20 protein-coding genes are annotated in these 20,103 nt (G+C 64.4%); 9 read left to right on the forward strand and 11 right to left on the reverse strand.

The window, feature by feature from the left end; translation table 11 throughout:
• Nucleotides 1–499 precede the first annotated feature (499 nt).
• On the reverse strand, nt 500–1,195 hold the full coding sequence (locus G6N16_RS01015) for a TetR/AcrR family transcriptional regulator (protein WP_062655116.1): 696 nt from the start codon (nt 1,193–1,195) through the stop codon (nt 500–502).
• A 155-nt stretch (nt 1,196–1,350) separates the two neighbouring features.
• Here G6N16_RS01015 and G6N16_RS01020 point away from each other — a divergent pair, with 155 nt between their 5' ends.
• The 3 genes from G6N16_RS01020 (at nt 1,351) to G6N16_RS01030 (ending at nt 3,017) form a co-directional block, all read left to right on the forward strand.
• Nucleotides 1,351–1,809 (forward strand): PaaI family thioesterase, encoded by a 459-nt coding sequence (locus G6N16_RS01020; RefSeq protein WP_275991490.1) that lies wholly within the window; start codon nt 1,351–1,353, stop codon nt 1,807–1,809.
• Nucleotides 1,806–2,477 (forward strand): TetR/AcrR family transcriptional regulator, encoded by a 672-nt coding sequence (locus G6N16_RS01025; RefSeq protein WP_062655117.1) that lies wholly within the window; start codon nt 1,806–1,808, stop codon nt 2,475–2,477. Before G6N16_RS01020 ends, G6N16_RS01025 begins: the two co-directional genes overlap by 4 nt.
• Before the next feature lie 75 nt (nt 2,478–2,552).
• The gene (locus tag G6N16_RS01030; RefSeq protein WP_062655118.1) at nt 2,553–3,017 is read left to right on the forward strand and encodes a DUF6188 family protein; all 465 of its coding nucleotides are present in this window, start codon (nt 2,553–2,555) and stop codon (nt 3,015–3,017) included.
• Nucleotides 3,018–3,064: 47 nt separating this feature from the next.
• On the opposite strand, the gene G6N16_RS01035 is transcribed toward G6N16_RS01030, so the two are convergent.
• Together G6N16_RS01035 and G6N16_RS01040 are read right to left on the reverse strand one after the other, a co-directional pair.
• Nucleotides 3,065–4,114 (reverse strand): LLM class flavin-dependent oxidoreductase, encoded by a 1,050-nt coding sequence (locus tag G6N16_RS01035; RefSeq protein ID WP_062655119.1) that lies wholly within the window; start codon nt 4,112–4,114, stop codon nt 3,065–3,067.
• Between the two features lie 181 nt (nt 4,115–4,295).
• On the reverse strand, nt 4,296–4,679 hold the full coding sequence (locus tag G6N16_RS01040; protein ID WP_078281697.1) for a PaaI family thioesterase: 384 nt from the start codon (nt 4,677–4,679) through the stop codon (nt 4,296–4,298).
• On the opposite strand from G6N16_RS01040, the gene G6N16_RS01045 reads away from it, so the two are divergent.
• Nucleotides 4,647–4,880 (forward strand): hypothetical protein, encoded by a 234-nt coding sequence (locus G6N16_RS01045; RefSeq protein ID WP_162291742.1) that lies wholly within the window; start codon nt 4,647–4,649, stop codon nt 4,878–4,880. The two genes, G6N16_RS01040 and G6N16_RS01045, sit on opposite strands and share 33 nt — an antisense overlap.
• Nucleotides 4,881–5,104: 224 nt before the next feature.
• On the opposite strand, the gene G6N16_RS01050 is transcribed toward G6N16_RS01045, so the two are convergent.
• The 8 genes from G6N16_RS01050 to G6N16_RS01085 form a co-directional block, all read right to left on the reverse strand.
• Nucleotides 5,105–5,773 (reverse strand): transglutaminase-like domain-containing protein, encoded by a 669-nt coding sequence (locus G6N16_RS01050; protein ID WP_043985051.1) that lies wholly within the window; start codon nt 5,771–5,773, stop codon nt 5,105–5,107.
• On the reverse strand, nt 5,770–6,870 hold the full coding sequence (locus tag G6N16_RS01055) for a BtrH N-terminal domain-containing protein (protein ID WP_043985049.1): 1,101 nt from the start codon (nt 6,868–6,870) through the stop codon (nt 5,770–5,772). The genes G6N16_RS01050 and G6N16_RS01055 overlap by 4 nt, the downstream gene beginning before the upstream one ends.
• A gap of 271 nt (nt 6,871–7,141) precedes the next feature.
• The gene (locus tag G6N16_RS01060; RefSeq protein ID WP_043985048.1) at nt 7,142–8,248 is read right to left on the reverse strand and encodes an NDMA-dependent alcohol dehydrogenase; all 1,107 of its coding nucleotides are present in this window, start codon (nt 8,246–8,248) and stop codon (nt 7,142–7,144) included.
• 46 nt (nt 8,249–8,294) lie between these two features.
• Nucleotides 8,295–9,923, reverse strand: coding sequence for a fatty acid--CoA ligase (locus G6N16_RS01065; protein WP_043985047.1), 1,629 nt, complete (start codon nt 9,921–9,923; stop codon nt 8,295–8,297).
• Between the two features lie 36 nt (nt 9,924–9,959).
• Nucleotides 9,960–10,370 (reverse strand): SCP2 sterol-binding domain-containing protein, encoded by a 411-nt coding sequence (locus G6N16_RS01070; RefSeq protein ID WP_043985046.1) that lies wholly within the window; start codon nt 10,368–10,370, stop codon nt 9,960–9,962.
• Between the two features lie 199 nt (nt 10,371–10,569).
• On the reverse strand, nt 10,570–11,772 hold the full coding sequence (locus tag G6N16_RS01075; RefSeq protein WP_043985045.1) for an NAD(P)/FAD-dependent oxidoreductase: 1,203 nt from the start codon (nt 11,770–11,772) through the stop codon (nt 10,570–10,572).
• Complete coding sequence (locus G6N16_RS01080; RefSeq protein ID WP_062655120.1) at nt 11,769–13,157, reverse strand: cytochrome P450; 1,389 nt, start codon at nt 13,155–13,157, stop codon at nt 11,769–11,771. The genes G6N16_RS01075 and G6N16_RS01080 overlap by 4 nt, the downstream gene beginning before the upstream one ends.
• Before the next feature lie 26 nt (nt 13,158–13,183).
• On the reverse strand, nt 13,184–13,504 hold the full coding sequence (locus tag G6N16_RS01085; protein ID WP_043985043.1) for a 2Fe-2S iron-sulfur cluster-binding protein: 321 nt from the start codon (nt 13,502–13,504) through the stop codon (nt 13,184–13,186).
• A gap of 122 nt (nt 13,505–13,626) precedes the next feature.
• Between G6N16_RS01085 and G6N16_RS01090 the strand changes: the two genes are divergently transcribed.
• The 5 genes from G6N16_RS01090 (at nt 13,627) to G6N16_RS01110 (ending at nt 20,072) form a co-directional block, all read left to right on the forward strand.
• A complete protein-coding gene (locus G6N16_RS01090; protein WP_165605269.1) occupies nt 13,627–14,640 on the forward strand; it encodes a helix-turn-helix domain-containing protein in 1,014 nt (337 codons plus the stop codon).
• Nucleotides 14,641–14,861: 221 nt separating this feature from the next.
• The gene (locus G6N16_RS01095; protein ID WP_043985041.1) at nt 14,862–16,370 is read left to right on the forward strand and encodes a carboxylesterase/lipase family protein; all 1,509 of its coding nucleotides are present in this window, start codon (nt 14,862–14,864) and stop codon (nt 16,368–16,370) included.
• A gap of 386 nt (nt 16,371–16,756) precedes the next feature.
• Nucleotides 16,757–17,524: an enoyl-CoA hydratase/isomerase family protein gene (locus tag G6N16_RS01100; RefSeq protein ID WP_011895438.1), complete on the forward strand. Its 768-nt coding sequence runs from the start codon at nt 16,757–16,759 to the stop codon at nt 17,522–17,524.
• A gap of 2 nt (nt 17,525–17,526) precedes the next feature.
• Nucleotides 17,527–18,339: a TIGR03084 family metal-binding protein gene (locus tag G6N16_RS01105; protein ID WP_062655121.1), complete on the forward strand. Its 813-nt coding sequence runs from the start codon at nt 17,527–17,529 to the stop codon at nt 18,337–18,339.
• Nucleotides 18,336–20,072 (forward strand): acyclic terpene utilization AtuA family protein, encoded by a 1,737-nt coding sequence (locus G6N16_RS01110; protein ID WP_011895440.1) that lies wholly within the window; start codon nt 18,336–18,338, stop codon nt 20,070–20,072. The genes G6N16_RS01105 and G6N16_RS01110 overlap by 4 nt, the downstream gene beginning before the upstream one ends.
• Nucleotides 20,073–20,103: the final 31 nt, after the last annotated feature.

Consider the following 20,103-nt stretch of genomic DNA (forward strand, 5'->3'; position numbering starts at 1 on the left):
AGCCACCTTCGCCTCAAGTTCGTGCGTCGCTCAGCGTCATTTACCCCGTGCTCCCCACTGCTGCCGCCACTGCCGAGTACCCCGCCCCGCTTGCCACCAAGCCACCCCCTGCCAGCCACTTCCTCCATTTCCCACACACCTCTTGCACTAAGGACCCCGAACTGTCCCTTTTCGACGGACGGAATGCGTCTACGCGTCCGCGCGCCGAGACAGCCAGACTCCCAAGAAGTACCAACCCGTGCATGCGAGGTCCCGCCGAAAGATAGGTGGTCGAGGCGGGGACGACTACTTCCCGATGCGGTCACCGGCGGTTAGAAGCCTGAAGTGGTTTGGTCGTTTTTGCCGGGCCTAGTCGTCAGCCGAATGCCCATGCAATGTACGCACCCGCCGACCGTTGATGATGGCAAACGGTCCGTTGCTGCCACCGCCGACACGACTTGGAGCACCGAGAAAGCGGGTCGCAGATCAGCCGGGCTGGGTGCTTTGAGATTCGTGGCGACTAAAGAGATAGACGCGGGGGTTGCGACGTCTGGGGGGTAGCGGCGTTTGTCTTATTGCTGGCGTCGTCGTCGGTCCTACGATGGGCGGCGAGAAAGCCATCGACGAGGTTCTCGCAGTCGTCGTGAGTGATGCCGCGAATCCCGGTCATCCGGGCAAACGCCACTGGGCCGACCAGTTGGCACAGCGCCAGTTCTCGGTCGAAGTTCTCCAACTCGGCTTGCGCCGTCGGGCTAGAGAGTATGGCGTCGAACGGTTGCCGGTACTGCTCGACGACTCGGGCCCGCAACGCGCCGGATGTGTGTCGATCATCGGCTTCGTTCGTCGGGCCGGTGGGACCAAGGGACAGCCATGCCAGCGTCGTGACATGCAGTGGCGCGTCGTTGAAAAGAGCGGCTTGGCGGCTTAGCAATTCGATCAACTGGTCACGCAGAGGGCCGCTGGTCGGTACCGGAGTCGTCACCTGGGGAAGCAAGCGTTCGAACGTGGCTGCGAGCAGGTGCGACGAACTTTGGAAATGGCGGTAAAGCGTGGTTCTGGCCACTTTGGACGCTTTGGTGACGGCATCGATCGTGACGGCTTCCACGCCGCCAGTGCTCAGAAGGGTCGCGGCTGCATCCAGCAGTCGATTTCGAGACCGGATTCGCCGCGGGTCCACGTCATCGTCAGGGACCGGCGCTGGCTGACTGTCGCTCACTCATTCACCTCGGCGGTCGATTTCACGCGATGCTGTCCTGGCAGTCTAGCAGTGTGGTACTAACGGTATCGAAGCGAAACCGATAGTATTGGAGCGTGATTGTGCCGGAAAGCGCGTCGCTGCCGAAGCGGTTACCTTCGCACACGACAACGTGCATGGGTTGCGGCCCCGACAATCCCCACGGACTGCAGTTGGTGGTGCACCGCCGCGGCGACGCGGTGTACTCCGACGTGATTTTCGACGAGCGCCACATTGGGGCTCCTGGGCTGGCCCATGGCGGAGCAGTTGCGGCGGCGTGCGATGACGTCTTGGGATTCACATTGTGGATCGCCGGCACACCAGCGGTGACTCGCAGCCTGACAGTGGAGTATCTGCGGCCGGTACCTCTGCATCAACCCCACAGGATCACCGCCCACATCCGGTCCCGCGAAGGACGGGCTCTGCACGTCATGGCGACGGGCACTGATTCCGATGGGGCCAACCGCTTCACCGCCACTGCGGTATTTGTCGCAGTCAGCACGGATCACTTCGCTGCGCACGGCGACGTCAGTGCTTTTGGCGGCCTTCTCGAGCAGTTCTCACGTCACGGCGGCCTCGACGACGGGCGATTATGACGCACGCTCTTTCTCGCAGCCATGGCAAAACCCGACCGCTGGAAGCAAATTCGGCTGGCGGTCAGACGCGGACCGCTGTAGCGCCCGCCTCGCGTTCATCCGCCCAGCGCCGGGAAGCGATTCTGGACGCGGCCCTGCTCGTGGCCACGTCAGGTGGCTATGAGGCGGTTCAGATGCGGTCGGTTGCCGAGCGGGCCGGTATCGCCGTCGGCACGCTCTACCGCCACTTCCCGGCGAAGACCAACTTGTTGGTGGCGGCGCTATCGCGCGAGTTTCGCCGACTCGACTCGGCTGACGACTGGGCTAGCGGTGACGGCACGCCATTGGAACGGCTCGAACGTCTCACCACACACCTACATGACCGCTGGCAGCGCGATCCCTGGCTGACATCAGCCATGACACGAGCGTTCGCCGTTGCAGACACCCGGGCAGCCGCAGAACTAGACTGCGCCGCCGCCGAAATTCAGACCCTGCTGGCCCGCACGCTCAGGGGCGGCGAACCGACTCCCGCCGATTTACACATCGCCGCGATCATCTCCGACGTGTGGCTGGCCAACCTCGTGGCCTTTTGTGGCCACCGAGCGTCGGCCGCCGATACTCGCGAACGCATCGACCTGGCCACTCGGCGCGTGGTGACCAGCCGCGCACGACCCGCGGAAACCGCATAACGCTACTAGTAGTATCGCAGCGCTACCTAAAGTACCCTTAGGGCGAGGCTCGATGACGCGGCGAAGGAGAGTGCCATGTATACCCAATGGATCGAAAATTGTGTCGTGCAACGCGTCTCCGTGCGCGACGGCCTGGTCCTGGACCTGGACGACTACAACGAGATTGTCATCTCGTGCCCCTTGCTGCTGACACTGCCTGCGGTCGACCCGTATCCCGCAGAAGCGGTACGCATCGATCCACTCAAGATCGCGACTGACGAACGCCCGTTGTTGAACCTCGCCGGCGCGGTGTGCACTCAGGCCTGGTCCGGCGACGATGGAGGGCTACACCTGAGGTTCTCGCGTGGACACAGCATCGACGTCGACCCCGATTCCGAGGAAACGGCATGGGAGTTGTACGGCAAGCGCCACGGCTACATGGCATGCCTACCCCGGGGGCGGGTACGCGTGGTCCGCCACGACCTCCCCGACAGCGACGACGCCAACATCCTCAACAACGCCGCACAACCGTCGGCGGGGTCGGCGCGACAGACGCACTAAATGCGACCGCGGACGGGGACGGGTCAACTTCGGCGGCAATGCGTGGATCAGATTGAACGTGGACCGGACTGCCCTGGCGACATCGAGGCGGGCGAGCATTCCCGAATGATGCTGTCGAGGTTTTGCTGCACGCGCTCGGGAGCGATGCCAACCGATGGTGAATACAGCATGATGTGGTCGAGGACGCCGTCGTAGCGTCTCAGCTGTTCACGGACCTCGTGTGCCGTCCCCGCGACGCCCATGGTGTCGATCATCTCCTCGGACACCGCGGCGAACATCGCCGGGAAATCGCGCTGGGCGAATGCTTCCCGGATGGTTCGGCCTTCGCTGGCGAAGCCGTTCACATCAAGTACCGTCTCGTAGGATTTGACCGAGGAGTAGAACGCAATCTGCTGCGCCAGTTCGCGCCTGGCGACCTCGGCGTCGTCGTGGATGGCGCACATCACCATGGAAATGATTTCCACGTCATTGGGGTCGCGGCCGGTGTGCGCGGCACCCCTGGCGATAGCGGGCCGGACGATCTCCTCGACGTAGGTGGTGGTGAACAGGGGATGTCCGGCCAGCCCGTCGGCCACCCGCCCGGCCGCCTCGCACATCCGAGGCCGGACACCGGCGGTGACGATCGGGATCGGCCGGCTGGAGGGTCCCACGTCGCCGGTCGGCGTGAGATTCATTCTGTAAAAACGACCCTCGTGATGGATCGGGCCTTCATGCAGGTTCCATATCCGGCGCAGCAGCATCACGAGTTCTTCCATCCGCAGCGCGGGCGCGGAGGTGTCGGGCACGCCGTGCCAGTCGCTCATCATCCGCTTGGTGCCGTTGCCGATGCCCAGCACCAGCCGTCCGTTGGAGAGTTCGTCGAGATCACGCGCCTCGGTGGCCAGCACCAGGGGGCTTCGGCCGACGCCGTAGAGAATGGAGGAACCGATCCGGCAGTTCTGTGTGCAGTTGGCCATCGCGGCCATGGAGATCGAACCCGACCGGGAGTAGAACTCCGAGGCCCATACGGCGTCGAACCCGGCCGCATCGGCGGCGTGTGCGGTCTGGGCCAGTGACTTCAAATCCGCGCCGAGAACCGACAGGCCGTAGGTGCTCATGACCGGTCTCCTGTGCGCGGGCGCGGGCCGTCGAATACGACGGCGCTGACCCGTGGCCGCCGTCTGGTGGAGGTGATCCTCGGCGACCAGGTACATGAGTGCGTTGATGATGTTTGCGTCGAGCGGGGTAAGAGACGTGGAACGCGCGCGGCCAGCCGTGCGCCACCTCCAAGGCTGGTGCTCAGCATCTTCCCTCCCTGGGTGACCGCACAATGCAGGGTGTCGAAGTCGCCTTCTGTATGGAACTAGTGAAGTGCGCCATCGTGACGACGACGAATAACCCTGAGGCGGACGCGACTAGCTGACCGGTAGTCTCCTCGCGCAATTCTGTCCGGACTTCGAGTTTCCGGCCGGTCTTGGACACCAGCTCCGCGCTGACCTCGTAGGGGACCCCCAGCAACACCGGCGCGTAGAACTCGGTATCGAACCTGCGGGTGACGGCCATCTCACCGACGACGTACAGCAACATGCCCACCATGTCGTCGAGTACGGTCATGACTGCGCCGCCATGTGCGATACCGGGTGCGCCGCGATGTCTGCCGTCGAAGATATGCCTGGCACCCACCCCGTCGCCATGCCGACGCGCTCGCAGGCGATGACCGTGCGGATTGTCTGTGCCGCAACCAAGGCACCACGGGTGGTGCGCATCAAGGTAGTCGCCGTCGGCGGCGACAGCACGATCCTGAAAGCTATGCCACCATGCGATGGCCGAATCTTCTTCCGCTTGCTCTTCGATGACGAAACCCTCCTAAATAGACCCTCGTAGCGCGTGGTTCACCACACGACTGAAGAATTGCGCCGGCGTCGACTGGGCTGATCGCCGGTAGATATGTATGTAGGACTCGTTAGCCCGCCGAGATCATCGCTGCGACACACCTTCCGATTAGGACACTGTCGGCTATCTGGTCCTGCCCGTAATCCCTTGGACTGCAGTGTATTCATAGCCGGCCAGATCGCGTCACAATGAACTGGCACACAGTCCGCAGCGCCTCACAACTCCTGGGAGAAGGCGTCACGCTGGGCTCCAGCACCAGCCATGAGCGGGCCGTACCGGTGATGCAACTCTGTAACGATGTCGGTGAAGGGGAGATCGTGGTACCAACCGCGGTCGTTGAGGTACTCCATGTGTTGGCTTCCCCCACCGTCGTAGGCATGGAGGAGCGCATCGGTGTGGCCGTCGAAGTCGATCGGAGGTACACCGAATCGCGCGCAGAGCTCGGCATTGAACGCCGGAGTAGCCTTCACCCAGCGGTTGTTGAGTTGTAATTCGCTATATCCGTGGTAGACGAACACGTCGGTACCTCCCATCCGGGCACGCAATGTGGTGGTCTGCAGATGGTTGCGCACGTCCGCGAATCCGAGCCGGGCCGGAATGCCCGCCGCACGAGCTGCCGCGGTCAGCAGCACCGCCTTCGGTATGCAATACGCCCTCGACGCTGTCGCTACATAGCTCGCCCGATAATGCTCGGGATCGTCGTCGGTGCTATAGGGATCGTACCAAATCCTGTCCCGCACAGCGGTGAAGATCAACCTCGCCTTCTGCACAGGGTCACGAACGTCACCGACCGCGTCCTCGGTGAAGCGCTGTACATCGTCGTGCTGCCAATCGAGGAACCCAGTTGTCTCCAGGAAACTCGATTCGTTTGAAGTGTCGCTCACAGATAGCCTTTCAGATAAGCCTCGAGGCCGGTATCGACAGTGCCAACGGATCGACTGGCCGTTTCGAGGGCTTCGACGAGGCGTGTTTCGGAGTCCGGGATCGTCGCGGCGATTTTGGCCGCAGCGAGACTACGACTCCGTAGCGATGTGCCGGCATCGGTGGCTGCGGCCGCAAGCTCAGACCACGCTTGGGAAGCGTGTCGGGCCGCGGCCGCCGCTTCGGCTGCGGCGGCGTCCCCGAGGAGATCGGCGATATTCTGGCAACCTTGTGCTTGCAGCATACGAAAGAGCCCGCCACCGGTTCCGGCTTTCTCGATGAACGCCCCGAGCCCGAACAATGCCGCGGTCAGGGCGTCGTCATCAAACACCGTTGGCCAATGCCGTACGTCATCGGCGAACTCCTGCACACCCTTCAAACCGGAAGCCTCGACTTCAGCTGCCTCGATGCGCAGTAGCGGCGCACCTACGGCACCGCCGCGCATGAAAGCTGCGCTCGCGGCTAATGCAGTGGCGGCAATCGGCCCAAGGTCGGGCACTCGCTCCGGCCAGTCGACGTGATATGTGGTGTGCCGGGTCGGTGTAGGGAACCCTACCGAGGACCGCGCCCGGCGCAGGTCATCATAAGCCACCGTTTGGGTGGTCTCGCGGTCATTATCGACCACATAGGCAACCCCTTGTTCGTCATCATATCCGGTGATGACGATGTCGTGACGGCTCATGTGCAATCGGACGCGCAGGTAAGGAAGTTCGCCGATGTCAGCCCAGACCATGACGGGTCGGCCCTTGTCGACTTCGTCGGTAACAAATGACCATCCCACGTCTGCGTCATCGGTCGATCGCACGACGCAGTTTGCACCAACTCGGGAGAGGTAGTCTTTTTCCAGGTCGCTTCCTCGTCCTACCAGGTAGATCTGGGGAAACAATTGCGTAGAGCGGACGTACGAGAAGTCCAAGGCTCCGCCGAGGGTGAAGACCAATCCTTCACTGAGTGTTTCTGTCCCCCATCCTAGTTGTGCCCATTCAGTAAGGTCACGCAGCGCACCGGAACCACAGTGCCCTCCTCTCCTATGGAGATAGGGAATTTCAATCCTCGCCATCGCCGCTTCCTCTCTTATCCAATAGCACTGTTAACACTCATCGAAAGCTACATACCATCAAGGCGTCCCGGCTGGCGGTAGGTGCCAGAACTGTTCGACCGCAGCCAATCTCACCCGCGCAGCTCGAGCGCCTATGACTATGGGAAACATTGCTTTCGATCGCTATCCCGCATCGAAGCGTCAACGGTGAGAGCCCCTGACCCGCAGCATCGCCATCGTTGTACTGAGCTCGCTTGGTGCCGTTTTGCGCTTCCCTGCTTTGGGTGCTCTGTCAGAATCGGATGAGTCCTCGGATGTTGCGGCCTGACCGCATGTCGTCGTAGCCCTCGTTGATCTGATCGAGGGTGTACTCACGGGTGATCAGCTCGTCGAGTTTGAGGTGTCCGGAGTTGTAGAGTTCGACGAGCCGCGGGATGTCGTGGGCGGCGTTGGACGAGCCGTAGAGGGCGCCGCGGATCTGCTTTTCATACAGCGTTAATTCCAGCAGTGAACCCGACATCGATGTGTCTTCGGGGTGCCCGATCGCGGTAACGACCACACGACCGCGTTTACCGACCAAGGACAGCGCCTCACCGATGTAGGACCCTTCGGCGACATCGGTGGTCAACACGCAGACATCGGCGAGTTTGCCGCGGGTGATGTCACTGATCAGTGACCAGGCCTCGTCGACCGTGCCAACGGCATGCGTCGCACCGAAACCACCGGCTTGTTCACGCTTGAACGCCACCGGATCGACAGCCACGATGTTCAACGCGCCCGCGATGCGGGCACCCTGAATCGCATTCATACCGATGCCACCGGCTCCGATCACCACCACGGTGTCCCCGGCACGCACCTCACCGGTGCGCACCGCCGACCCGTACCCGGTCGTCACACCACACCCGATCAACGCCGCCTTGTCCAGCGGTGTCCCCTGGTCGATTTTGACCAGAGACGCCTTGGGGACCACGGTGTATTCCGAGAACGTGCCCAGCAGGCACATCTGGCCGACGTCCTCACCGCGGGCATGGAAACGGTACGTCCCGTCGATCTGGGGTCCCATCATGAGCGCCGCACCCAAGTCGCACATGTTGCCCATCCCCCGCGCGCAATAGGAACAGTGCCCACACGACGGCAGGAACGTCAGGATCACCGAATCGCCCTCGGCGACGTTCTCGACACCCGCACCCACTTCGACCACGGTGCCGGCACCCTCGTGGCCACCGACGACGGGCAGCGGAATGGGCAGGTCACCGGTCACGAGGTGCTCATCTGAATGGCACAACCCGGTCGCGGTCAACCGGACCAGCACCTCATCGGGGCCGGGCGGATCCAACTCGACCTCCTCGACCTCCCACTTCTCTCCCAGGCCCCAGAGCACTGCAGCGCGTGTCTTCATATGTGTCTCCTTAACATCGATGTTTCGGTCGCAGTGGATTGATGATTCACGCCAGTGTCTCGACGGTGAGATCACCGTCGGCGTACTGGCGGCGCAGCTTCTTCTTGTCGAACTTGCCGGTCGAGGTCAGCGGAATGTCGGTGACGAACGCCCACCGTTCCGGTAGCCACCACTTGGCCACCCGCGGACGGAGGAACTCGGTCAATTCCGCGGCGGTGGCGGTGCGGTCGGCAGCCAGGACGACCACCGCCAGCGGTCGTTCCTGCCACTTGTCATCGGGAACCCCGATCACGGTGGCGGTGCGCACCGCAGGGTGAGCGGCCAAATCGTTCTCCAGCTCCACCGAGGAGATCCATTCGCCCCCGGACTTGATGACGTCCTTGGAACGGTCGGTCAGCGTGATGAACGCATCCGGGCTGATCGTCCCGACGTCTCCGGTGCGCAACCACCCGTCCGGCGACACCGCCGAAGTGTCATGCTCGTAATACGACCCGGTGATCCACGGGCCGCGGATCTGAATCTCCCCCACCGACTTTCCGTCCCAGGGCTGCTCGGCGCCGGCGTCGTCGACGATGCGGGCTTGCACACCGGCCACCACTCGGCCCTGGGTTCCGCGCAGGTAAAGGGACCTCTCCGGGGTGTCGCTGTTCCGCGGCAATGCGACCGCGGCCAGCGGGGACGTCTCGGTCATCCCCCAGGCCTGCACAATGCGGACGCCCAGCTCGTCATAGGCGGTCATCAACGACCGCGGAACCGCCGAACCACCGCAGGCCACCATCTTCAGCGAACTCACGTCGTGGCCGGGATTGTCGCGAAGATAGTGCAGAACGTCGGTCCAGATCGTCGGCACAGCGCCCGCCATCGTCGGGCGCGCGGCCTCGATCATCTCCACCAAGGGCGCCGCCTGCAGGAAACGGTCGGGCAGCAGAAGCTGCGCGCCCGCCATCATCGCCGCGTACGGGAGCCCCCACGCGTTGGCGTGGAACATCGGAACGATCGCCAACACCGTGTCGTCAGGACCGATGCCCAAGGCATTCGTGGTGCACGCCGCCTGAGAGTGCAACCACGTCGAACGATGACTGTAGACAACGCCCTTCGGGTGCCCGGTGGTACCGCTGGTGTAGCACATCGCGGCGGCCGACTGCTCGTCGACGTCGGGCCAGTCGAACGTGCTCGGCTGGTCGGCCACCACGTCGTCGTACCGAAGGACGTCCTTGCCGCACCCCTGGACCGCGGCGAGGTCACCCGTGCCGGTCACCAGCACCGTGCGGACCGAGGTCATCGACGGCAACGCCGTCGCCAACAGGCCCAGCACCGTACCGTCGACGATGATCACCCGATCATCGGCGTGATTGGCGATCCACGTCAGCTGGTCCGGCGGCAGCCGCAGGTTCAACGTGTGCAGCACCGCGCCCATCGACGGCACCGCCGCGTAGGCATCCAGATGCTCCTGGTTGCTCCACTGCAGCGTCGCGACACGCTCGTCTCCACGAATGCCGATCTCGCGCAACGCATTCGCCAGCCGTGCCGCGCGCTCCCCCACCTCGCGGTAGGACACCCGAGAGATCTGTCCGGGCCCTCGCGCCGTCAGCACATCGCGATCGCCGTGGATCGTCGAGGCGTGGCGCACGATCCCGGCCACCGTCAACGGAACATCCTGCATGGTGCTCTTCATCGCACGCCCGTCCTGCAGCCCGCGGTGAAGCGTCGTTCACGCATCGATGAGGTCCTGCCGATTCTCGTTCTGCAACAGCAACCGGTACTCCGGGAACAGGTTCTTGGCCTGCGGGATCATTTTGATCAGCTTCGCCGCCGGGCCCTTTGCGCGCACCGTTCCCCTGGCCATCGCCATCGTCAGGTTCACCTTGCCCAACCAGAACTTGTTCCCGGTGTCTGCCGACATGAACAGCTCGACATTGGGCACCGCGGTGCTGTCCGCACCCGTCTCCACCACCTTGTTCGCCATGTCCACTGTCACCACTGCGTCCGGATCGGTGTAGTGCACCCGCAACACCACACCCGAACTCACGAGCTTATCGGCCAGCCCTTCCTTCTCCAGGCCCCGCCGAAAGATTCCAGCCAGAAAGGTATAGACCTCGTCCTCATCCTTGAAAACCGCCATCGTCAACCTCCACCAATCTCGTTGTCAGCATTAAAATATCGCGAGCATCGACTCCATCACGATGCCCTCACTGGATAGTAAACCGTCACACCGCTTCGCAAACCCCACTCGGTCCTCATGCCGGACGCCGCCCAGAACGCGGGCGTACGACCGGGGTCCGCACGAGGCGGGGCGGCCGCGCAGCGGCGGGGTCTTCGCCTCAGGCCGAGCCGGCGAGCACCAGTTCGGCCCGGTCGACGGGGACCTGCTGCGTGATGACCCGCTTGCTGAACATGAAGTCGCGGGGGCGGTTGACGCAGTCGGCGGCGATGAGCTCGCCGGCGCGCAGGTAGAAGCAGGTGAAGTCGCGGTCCCGGGTCGGGTCGCCGCTGAGGACGACCTCGTCGTAGCCGGTGTTAAGACCGGCGATCTGGAGCTTGAGGTCGTATTGATCTGACCAGAACCAGGGCAGCGCCGCTATCGTCTTGGACTTCCCGCAGATGGTCGCCGCGGCGACTTTGGCCTGCTCGGCCGCGCTGGGCACGGACTCCAGGCGTATGCGGCGCCCGTAACGGGCCATGTCGTGGCTGACGCAGTCCCCGGCGGCCACGATCGCGGGGTCGCTGGTCCGGGCCTGGTCGTCGATCACGACGCCGTTGTCGACGACCAAGCCCGCGGCGGCGGCGAGCTCAGTGTTCGGCTCGACGCCGATGCCGACGATGACGAGGTCGGCGGGAATCGATTCACCACCGGCCAGGACTACTTCGCGGACCCTGCCGTCGCCGGACAGAGCCTCGACCAGCGCACCCGTCCGGATGTTGACGCCCTCCTCCCGGTGGATCCGGTCGAAGAACGCCGATACCTCCGGGGCGGTGACCCGTTCGAGGACACGCTCGGTCGCCTCGAGCACGGTGACCTCCAGGCCCAACGCACGCAACGAGGCGGCCGTCTCCAGTCCGATGTAGCCGCCGCCGACGATCACGGCTCGACGCCCCGGTCTGGTGGCGTCTCGGATCTTCTCGACGTCCGCCGCGGTGCGTAGGTAGAAGACTCCGGCCAGGTCGGCTCCCGGGGTGGGGAGCCGACGAGGGCGGGCGCCCGTGCACAGCGCGAGCCTGTCGTAGGGCAGCGACTCGCCGGTGCTCAGCGAGAGGTGGCCCGCCGCACGGTCGACCGCCTCCACCGTCGCATCCAGGAGTTGGATTCGCTGCTTGGTGTAGAACTCGGCGCTGCGGATCGCGAGCTCCTCGAGGGTGCACTTGCCGGCCAGGTATGCCTTCGACAGCGGAGGGCGTTGGTAGGGCAGCGCCGACTCGTCGCCGACGAGGACGATCTCACCGGTCCACCCTTCCTGGCGCAGACTGGCCGAGAGTTGGGCCCCGGCATGGCTGGCCCCGACGATGAGCGCCCGCTCCAATGTCATGCGTCGGATTTCGGGGTGAGGCGGACCATCAGCTTGCTGATACCCCTCACGAAGTTGGACTGCACGTACTCGGGTTCGCCGACGACCTCGATGTTCTCGAAGCGAGGAAGCAGCTCCTCCCAGAGAATCCGCAGCTGCAGCTCGGCCAGCCGGTTGCCCATGCAACGGTGGACACCGAAGCCGAAGGAGATGTGGTTGCGGGCGTTGGCCCGGTCGATGATGAAGTCGTCGGGCTGATCGAATACGCGCTCGTCGCGGTTGCCCGAGGCGTACCACATCACCACCTTGTCGCCCTTGCGAATGAACTGCCCGTTGAGCATGGTGTCGGCCGTGGCGATCCGGCGCATATAGGCCAGCGGCGTCTGCCACCGAATGATCTCCGAGTTCATGTTGGGGATCAGGTCGGGGTTGGCCTTCAGCTTCTCGAACTGGTCCGGGTACCGGTTCAACGCGAGAACACCGCCGCTCATCGAGTTCCGGGTGGTGTCGTTGCCTCCGACGATCAGCAGCACGAGGTTGCCCAAGAACTCCATCGGTCGTTTGATCAGATCCTTGGTGCTCTCGTTGCTCTGCAACATGGTGATCAGATCGAAGCCGGGTTCCTCCCCGGCAGCGGTCCGGGCCGCCTTGTCGTGCCAGTGCTCGCTGAGACCCCGCGCCATATCGCGCATGCCTGCGAACGTCTCGTCAAGGTCCGAGGGACCGCCATTGGCCTGCTCCATCGAGGTTGCCAGATCTGACCACTCGACGAGCTTGCGACGCTGCTCGTACGGGAAGTCCAGGAGGGTCGCAAGCATCCGAGCGGTCAGCTCGATCGAGACATTCTGCACCCAGTCGAACGGCTGATCCAGGGGCAGATCGTCCAGCACCTCCTGGACGCGCGAGCGGATCAGCCCCTCCATCTCACGCAGGTTCTTGGGCGCGACCACCCCTTGGACGGCGGCCCGCTGCCTGTCGTGGCGTGGCGGATCCATCGCGATGAACATCGCGACATCCAGGAAACGAGGGGGGGACCCGATGACGATGAACGGCTCGGAGGAGAAGACCTCATGGTTCTTCTCGACGGTCACGATGTCGGCATGCCGCGTGACCGACCAGAACGGACCGAACGGACTGTTGGGCTGGTAGTGGACCGGAGCTTCGTTGCGCAGGCGCTCGTAGTACGACTGCCAGAGCCCCTGACGATAGAGGAAAGGGTTGCTGAGGTCGATGTCGGCGAGTTCGACGTCCTCGACCGGCGGGAGGGGGCTCTCGACGAAGATCTTCTTGCCGTTCGTTCCGGTCACCAAACGCCGGGTCTTGTCATACAGGTGTGCACCTTGAATCTGCAGGTCGATCGGGATGGTCGCCTGAACTTTCTCGGTGATTGCTTCAGAAACCTTCATTACGTCTTATTCCTTTTCGCTCGTCATTACATCTGGAACTCGGGCAGTTGGACGATCAAGCCGTCCCACTCCTCGGAGACCGGCATCTGACAGGACAGCCGGGAGGTCGGGTGACGCTCCGGGTTCATCGCGAGCATCTCTTCTTCAGCGGGGCCGGAGAGGCCGACCTTGTCGGTCCATTGCGGATCGACGATCACATGGCAGGTGCCGCACGCGGCTTCGCCTCCGCAGTCGCCGTCGATGCCGGGTACCGCATTGTTGGTCGCGACCTGCATCAGTGACTGGCCTTCATCGAGAGGCACCTGGTGCTTGTCGCCGTCGTGGGAGACAAAAGTGACAACGGCCATTACCGACTCCTCTTAAGTTGCCCTGAATGTGAATACTTGTTAACAGGATTGTCCAATCCGAGCGCTTCCGCTATGTTTGCGCGGATCAGGAACTTGTGGATTGGGCTCAGGGGGCACGATCGGTGAAGTTCAGCAACGCCGGTGTGCCTCCGGTCGCGTTCGTGCAAATGCTGGAGAGCCAGGCACTCGACCCGGACGCCGTCGCGCGGCTTCGCACCATCATGGCGCGCGAGGGAACCGACGAGGCGACGCTGATGCAGCACGATGTCCAGGCGCCACTGCGGTGGTTTCGCGATCTGTACCCCGATCTAGACGTCGACCGGGCAACCCTGCTCGGCTTCTCGTTTGCAGGACAGGCACAGTTGACATCTTTCGGCCCGTTGAGCGTCCCGCTGGTCAGCGCAGGCTCGGTAGCCGAGATCGTCGAGCTGCTCACCTATCTACCGTTGATCACCACGGCGATCAATGCACAATTCCGTCCAAACGACCAAGGTCTCACCGTCGGGCTCTGGGGGCACACAGGCGATCGGGCCCTGGACTGCTTAGCAGTCACATATACCGGCTTGGCGTTGTTACGACTGCTGGACATGCTCGTCAGTGACGCGCTGACCGTCACGCTCCACTTGAGTTGGTCAGCGCCGGTCTCCCTGAACAAACTCGCGGCAGAGATGGTACTAGCCGGGCGCCTGTTCTTTGACGCACCGATGTCCTACCTTCATGTTCCCGTCAACGCGCTCAATGAAGTGTGCCGGTTCTCCGATCCCCTTGCGTATCGACTCGCCGTCGCCGAGCTGAGGCGGACCCTCGACGAGCAGAGCGGAGCCACGTCCTTCTCCAAGAAGGTGAGACGGTTGTTGGACGAGGATCCCGGACAGCGAAGTTGCCAGCGGGTCGCAGACGAACTCTCGGTATCCACCAGCACACTCAAACGCCGGCTCGCCGAAGAGGGCACCACCTTTCGCGAGTTGCGCCAGTCGTGTCTGCGGGAGAGCGCGATGATGCTGTTAATCACCCGATCAATGTCGGCAAGCCAGATCGCGACCGAGCTCGGATACGGCGATCTTGCTAACTTCTCACACGCCTTCAAGCGATGGACCGGCCGCTCTCCGAGCGAGTACCGACGCTCACAACGCTGAGGATGTCCCCGCACGCCCGGAGATAGCCGGTCATGGGTAGCTTCTTCTTCTGAAAAGATGTAACCGGTGCTTAAGAATCAGCCACGACGTCACCGAACGGCCGTGGAGGCCGCTGACCGAAGTCGAGTGAGTCATCAGTAGCAGGCCAAACCGTGCCCGACACGGCGACTGAACGGCAGAGCCGGGCGCTGGTGTGAATAGTCATTCGCTATTGTCGATACATGCCAGCGAAGACAGTCCGCACCGAACTCACCTCGGGCGCCATCGAAGGATTCACGCGGGACGGCGTCAATCGCTGGCGTTCCATTCCCTACGCCAAGCCACCAGTCGGCGCGCTGCGGTTCAAGGCTCCCCAGCCGGTCGAAGCGTGGGACGGCGTCCGACCCTGCCACCGATTCCGCTACTGCGCTCCACAGCCCCGCCGATACACCATCGTCGGTCCGGGCAAGTTCCAGCCCATGAGCGAGGACTGCCTCACCCTCAATGTCGTTGCACCCGACGGCGGCTCGGACCGACCTCTGCCCGTGATGTTCTTCATTCACGGCGGGGCGTACTTCCTGGGCAGTTCCGCGACACCGATCTATGATGGCGCGTCGCTTGCCCGCAGCGGTTGCGTGTACGTATCGACAAACTACCGCCTCGGCGCGCTAGGGGCTGTCGACCTGTCGTCGCTGTCCACCGCAGACATCCATATTGACGACAACCTCTACTTGCGTGACCTCGTGTCGGCGCTCAGGTGGGTACGCGAGAACATCGCGGCATTCGGCGGCGATCCCGATAACGTGACGATCTTCGGAGAGAGCGCGGGCGCGCACGCCGTTACCACTTTGCTGGCCGTGCCAGCGGCTAAAGGGCTTTTCGCACAGGCTATCTCACAAAGTCCGGCCGGCGCGCTATCCCGCTCCCAGGAGCTGGCCGCGGAGTTCGCCGCCAAGTTCGCATCCATTCTCTGCGCCGACGAGCGGGAGCCCGCCCGCCTCCTGTTGGCGGCGCGTCCGGCTCAACTGGTGAATGCATTCGATCGCTTGCTCACCACGAGTGCATCGGACCTTGCTGGCGGTTACCCGGTGGGATGCACATTCGGAACCGACTATCTACCGTCCGAGCCCATTCAAGCGATGCGCGACGGCAAGGCGTACCGTGTGCCGCTGATCGTCGGTACGAACGCCGACGAGGGCCGGTTGTTCACTCGCTTCCTCAAACTCCTCCCGACGAACGAAGCCAAGATCGAAGCGTTACTAGCGGGAGCGGAACCCACCTGTCGCGAGCGAATTACTGCTGCCTATCCCGAATATCCGGCCCCCGATGCCTGTATCCGACTGGGGGCCGACTTCACATTCGGATCGACACTGTGGCAGCTCGCGGATTCCCACAGTCGGCACGCCCCCACATATCTGTACCGCTATGACTTCGCCCCGCGAACTCTGCAATGGGCCGGGCTGGGTGCCACCCATGCGACGGAGCTTCTTGCGGTGTTCGACGCCTACCGCACGCCGCTCGGTCGGCTACTCAGCGCCGGAGCCGATCGCCGCTCGGCCCTACGCGTGAGCGACGACATGCAAGGGCGCTGGGATGCTTTCGCACGCACCGGAGTTCCAGGAGACGGCTGGCCGCGCTACACCAGCGACGCCCGTCCGGTCCTCGTCTTCGATCGCGCTTCGCGAGTGGACAACGACCCCCACGCCGACCGCCGGAAAGCATGGGAAGGTTTTCAAGTCCTCGGACGCTGACGAGCGGTTCCCCGCGGCGACGCATGCGTTCACAGCATTTGGCACCGATTGTTTCTGGGAGCCAAGGGTGAAACGGTGGCAAGGAGCACCTCCGGCGTGCCAATCCCAAAAGGCCGAAGAGGGCCACATTCTTGCCGAGGACTTGACGTACGAATGCAACCCCGTGTTGCGGCCTTGGGATCCGATCTCGTCAATCGCTCGAACCGAATGCGGCCGACGAGGTGGCGAACCCAACATTTACGGAGCTGGCCACGCCGGTCGGGTTGCGCCGCCGGACGCAACGCGTTCGCTCACCAACTGGTCCTCGCGACATTCTGCCGGGTAACGTACTGCGAGTGAACGAGCCCTCACATCGGGAGGGCGGGTGCCGATCAGGACGGGGATTGATGAGCGAGGAAGCGATCACCTACGAGGTCGTCGACGGGGTGGCCTGGTTGACGATCAATCGCCCCGAGGCACGGAACGCGCTCAACGGGGCGGTCCGGCAGGGACTGTTCCACAGCGTTCACCGCTTCAACGCCGACGACTCCGCCAAGGTTCTGGTGCTGACCGGGGCAGGCGATAAGGCGTTCTGCGCCGGAGGGGACCTTAAAGAGATGGCGGAGACGGCGCTCACGGTTCCGCCGCCAGACTTCGCGCCGCAATTCGGGCGCAACATCCAGGTCGCCAAGCCGACCATCGCCGCGGTGAACGGCGTCGCCTTCGCCGGCGGATTCCTACTGGCCCAGCAGTGCGACCTCGTCATCGCAGCCGAGCACGCCAGGTTCGCGGTCAGCGAGGTCAAGGTAGGCCGCGGCTCGCCATGGGCTGTCCCGCTGTCGTGGCTGCTGCCGCCGCGGATTGCGCTGCAGATTTTGATGACCGGCGACCCGATCACTGCCGAGCGCGCCCGCGAGGTAGGCATGGTGAACGAGGTCGTGCCCGCAGCGGAGCTGCGGGTACGAGTTCAGGAGATCGCCCTGCGGATCGCTTCCAACGCACCGCTGTCCGTACTCGCGGCAAAAAAGACCGTATACCTCTCCGCAGCGCACCACCTGACGGAGGCCTACGCCCACGCCGACCAGATATGGGAGCCGGTGTACCTCAGCGCCGACGCGCTAGAGGGTCCCGCCGCGTTCCGCGAGAAGCGCACACCGGTTTGGAAGGGACGTTAGACGTGGCCGTGCCGATGGAGTCCTTGATCACCGACATCGGGGCGGAAACGGCCGAGCTGTGGTCACTGATCGCCGAGCTGCCCGAGGGGCAAGCCGGGTGGGACGCGCCCACCCCCGCGGCAGGCTGGGCGGTCCGCGATCAGATCAGCCATCTTGCGTTCTTCGACGACGCCGCGGTGCGCTCAGCCACCGACCCCGAAGGGTTCACGGCCGAGGTGCTGCCCATGCTCGCCGACGGCCGGATCTCCCCGGACACCATCGCCGAGCGCTACCGGCCGATGCCGACAGCGGAGCTGCTGTCCTGGTTCGACGGCGCGCGCCGCGCCCTCGTCGCTGCCTTCGCAGCGATCGACCCCTCGATGCGGGTGCCGTGGTTCGGCCTCCCTATGAGCGCGGCTTCCTCGCTGACCGCGCGGATCATGGAGACCTGGGCGCACGGTCAGGACATCGCCGACGCGCTGGGAGTGACCCGTGTGCCCTCGGCCCGGTTGCGCCACGTCGCCCACATCGGCGTGGGAGCGCGGGCGTTCAGCTACATGGCCAACGGCCTGGAGGTGCCCGAGGAACCCGTCCGTGTCGAGCTCACCGCACCGGGGGGCACGCTGTGGACCTGGGGCCCCGACGGCGTGCCCAACCGGGTCACCGGCACTGCGCACGACTTCTGCCTGCTCGTCACCCAGCGCAGGCATCGCGACGACACCGCACTGCACGTCACCGGTCCGCTCGCCGAACAGTGGCTCTCCATCGCGCAGGCCTTCGCCGGACCTCCCGGTGGCGGGCGCACCGCAGGACAGTTCGACGGAGGTGTGTCGTGAGGGACCCGGTACGCATCGGAAATTGCTCGGGCTTCTACGGCGACCGGATCGCCGCGGCGCGGGAGATGGTCGAGGGCGGGACGGGCGAGCAGAGCATCGACGTGCTGTGCGGGGACTACCTCGCTGAACTGACGATGCTCATCCTGGCGAAGGCCCAGGCGAAGGATCCGGCGGGCGGTTACGCGCGCACGTTCCTGACCCAGATGGAGCAGGTGTTGGGCACCTGTTCCGACCGCGGTATCAAGATCGTGGCCAACGCCGGTGGGCTCAACCCGGCCGGGCTGGCCGTCAGATTGCGCGAGCTTGCGGACCGGCTCGGTATCACCGTCCGGATCGCCCACATCGAAGGTGACGACTTGCGCGGGAACCTCTCCGCGATCACCCCTGCGGTCGGTGAGGTCAAGCCGGTCTCGGCCAACGCCTACCTCGGGGGTTGGGGTATCGCCGAAGCGCTGGGTGCGGGCGCCGACGTCGTCGTCACCGGACGGGTGACAGACGCCTCGCTGGTCGTCGGCCCGGCCGCCTGGTGGCACGGGTGGGAGCGCACCGACTGGGACCGGCTCGCCGGTGCCGTCGTGGCCGGCCACGTCATCGAATGCGGACCACAGGCCACGGGCGGCAACTACGCCTTCCTCGACGAGATCACCGACCGTCGCTACCCGGGCTTCCCGATCGCGGAGGTGGCGGCCGACGGCTCGTCGGTGATCACCAAGCACGCCGACACCGGGGGGCTGGTGTCGGTCGGTACGGTCACCGCCCAGCTGCTCTACGAGATCGCCGAGCCGGCCTATCTGGGGCCCGACGTGGTGACTCACTTCGACACGATCTCGCTGGCCCAGCAGGCCGAGCACCGGGTGGCGATCACGGGTGTCACCGGCAGCCCGCCACCGGAGACGCTCAAGGTGGCGCTGAACGAGGTCGGGGGCTACCGGAACACCATGACGATGGTGCTCACCGGCTTGGACCTGGAGGCGAAAGCCGCGTTCGCGCAGCAGCAGCTGTTCGACATCCTCGGCGGCCGGGGATCCTTCGCCGAGGTCGACGTCCGGTTTCTGCGTTTCGACACACCGGACGCCCCCACCAACGACCAGGCGTGCGCGCACTTGCGGATCACGGTCAAGGACACCGACCCGCGCAAGGTCGGCCGGGCGTTCTCGAGCGCAATCATGGAGATCGCTCTGGCCGGGTATGCCGGCTTCCACACCACCACGCCACCCACGTCGGAGTCAGTGTTCGGCGTGTATCGCCCAGCGACCGTGCCCCGGTCGAGCGTGACGCAGGTCGTGGTGCTGCCCAACGGTGAGCGCCGGAGGATCGCCGATCCGCCGACCGGTAGCGTGCCGGCCGCGAAGGTCCGGGGCAGCGCGGCAGCCGCGCCGCCGACCGAGCCGACATGCCGCGCGCCGCTGGGCGCGGTTCTGGGCGCGCGGTCCGGCGACAAGGGCGGCAACGCCAATATTGGTCTCTGGGCCCGCGACGACGCCGGCTATGCCTGGGTGCGCGAGCACTTAACCGTCGAGCGACTGCGCGGGCTGCTCGGCCCGGAGGCTGCGCAGCTGCGCATAGAGCGATTCGAGCTGCCCAACCTGCGTGCGCTCAACGTTGTGGTGCACGGGCTGCTGGGGGAAGGCGTGGCATCCTCGACCCGGCCGGATGCCCAGGCGAAGGGCTTGTGCGAGTACCTGCGCTCCCGCATCGTGGACATACCGCAATCCCTTGTCGGCGCGACCTGACAAATCCCGAATTTGGAGTAGCCGGGCCACT

It is taken from the genome of Mycolicibacterium insubricum, assembly GCF_010731615.1.
GTDB classification, from domain to species: Bacteria; Actinomycetota; Actinomycetes; order Mycobacteriales; family Mycobacteriaceae; genus Mycobacterium; species Mycobacterium insubricum.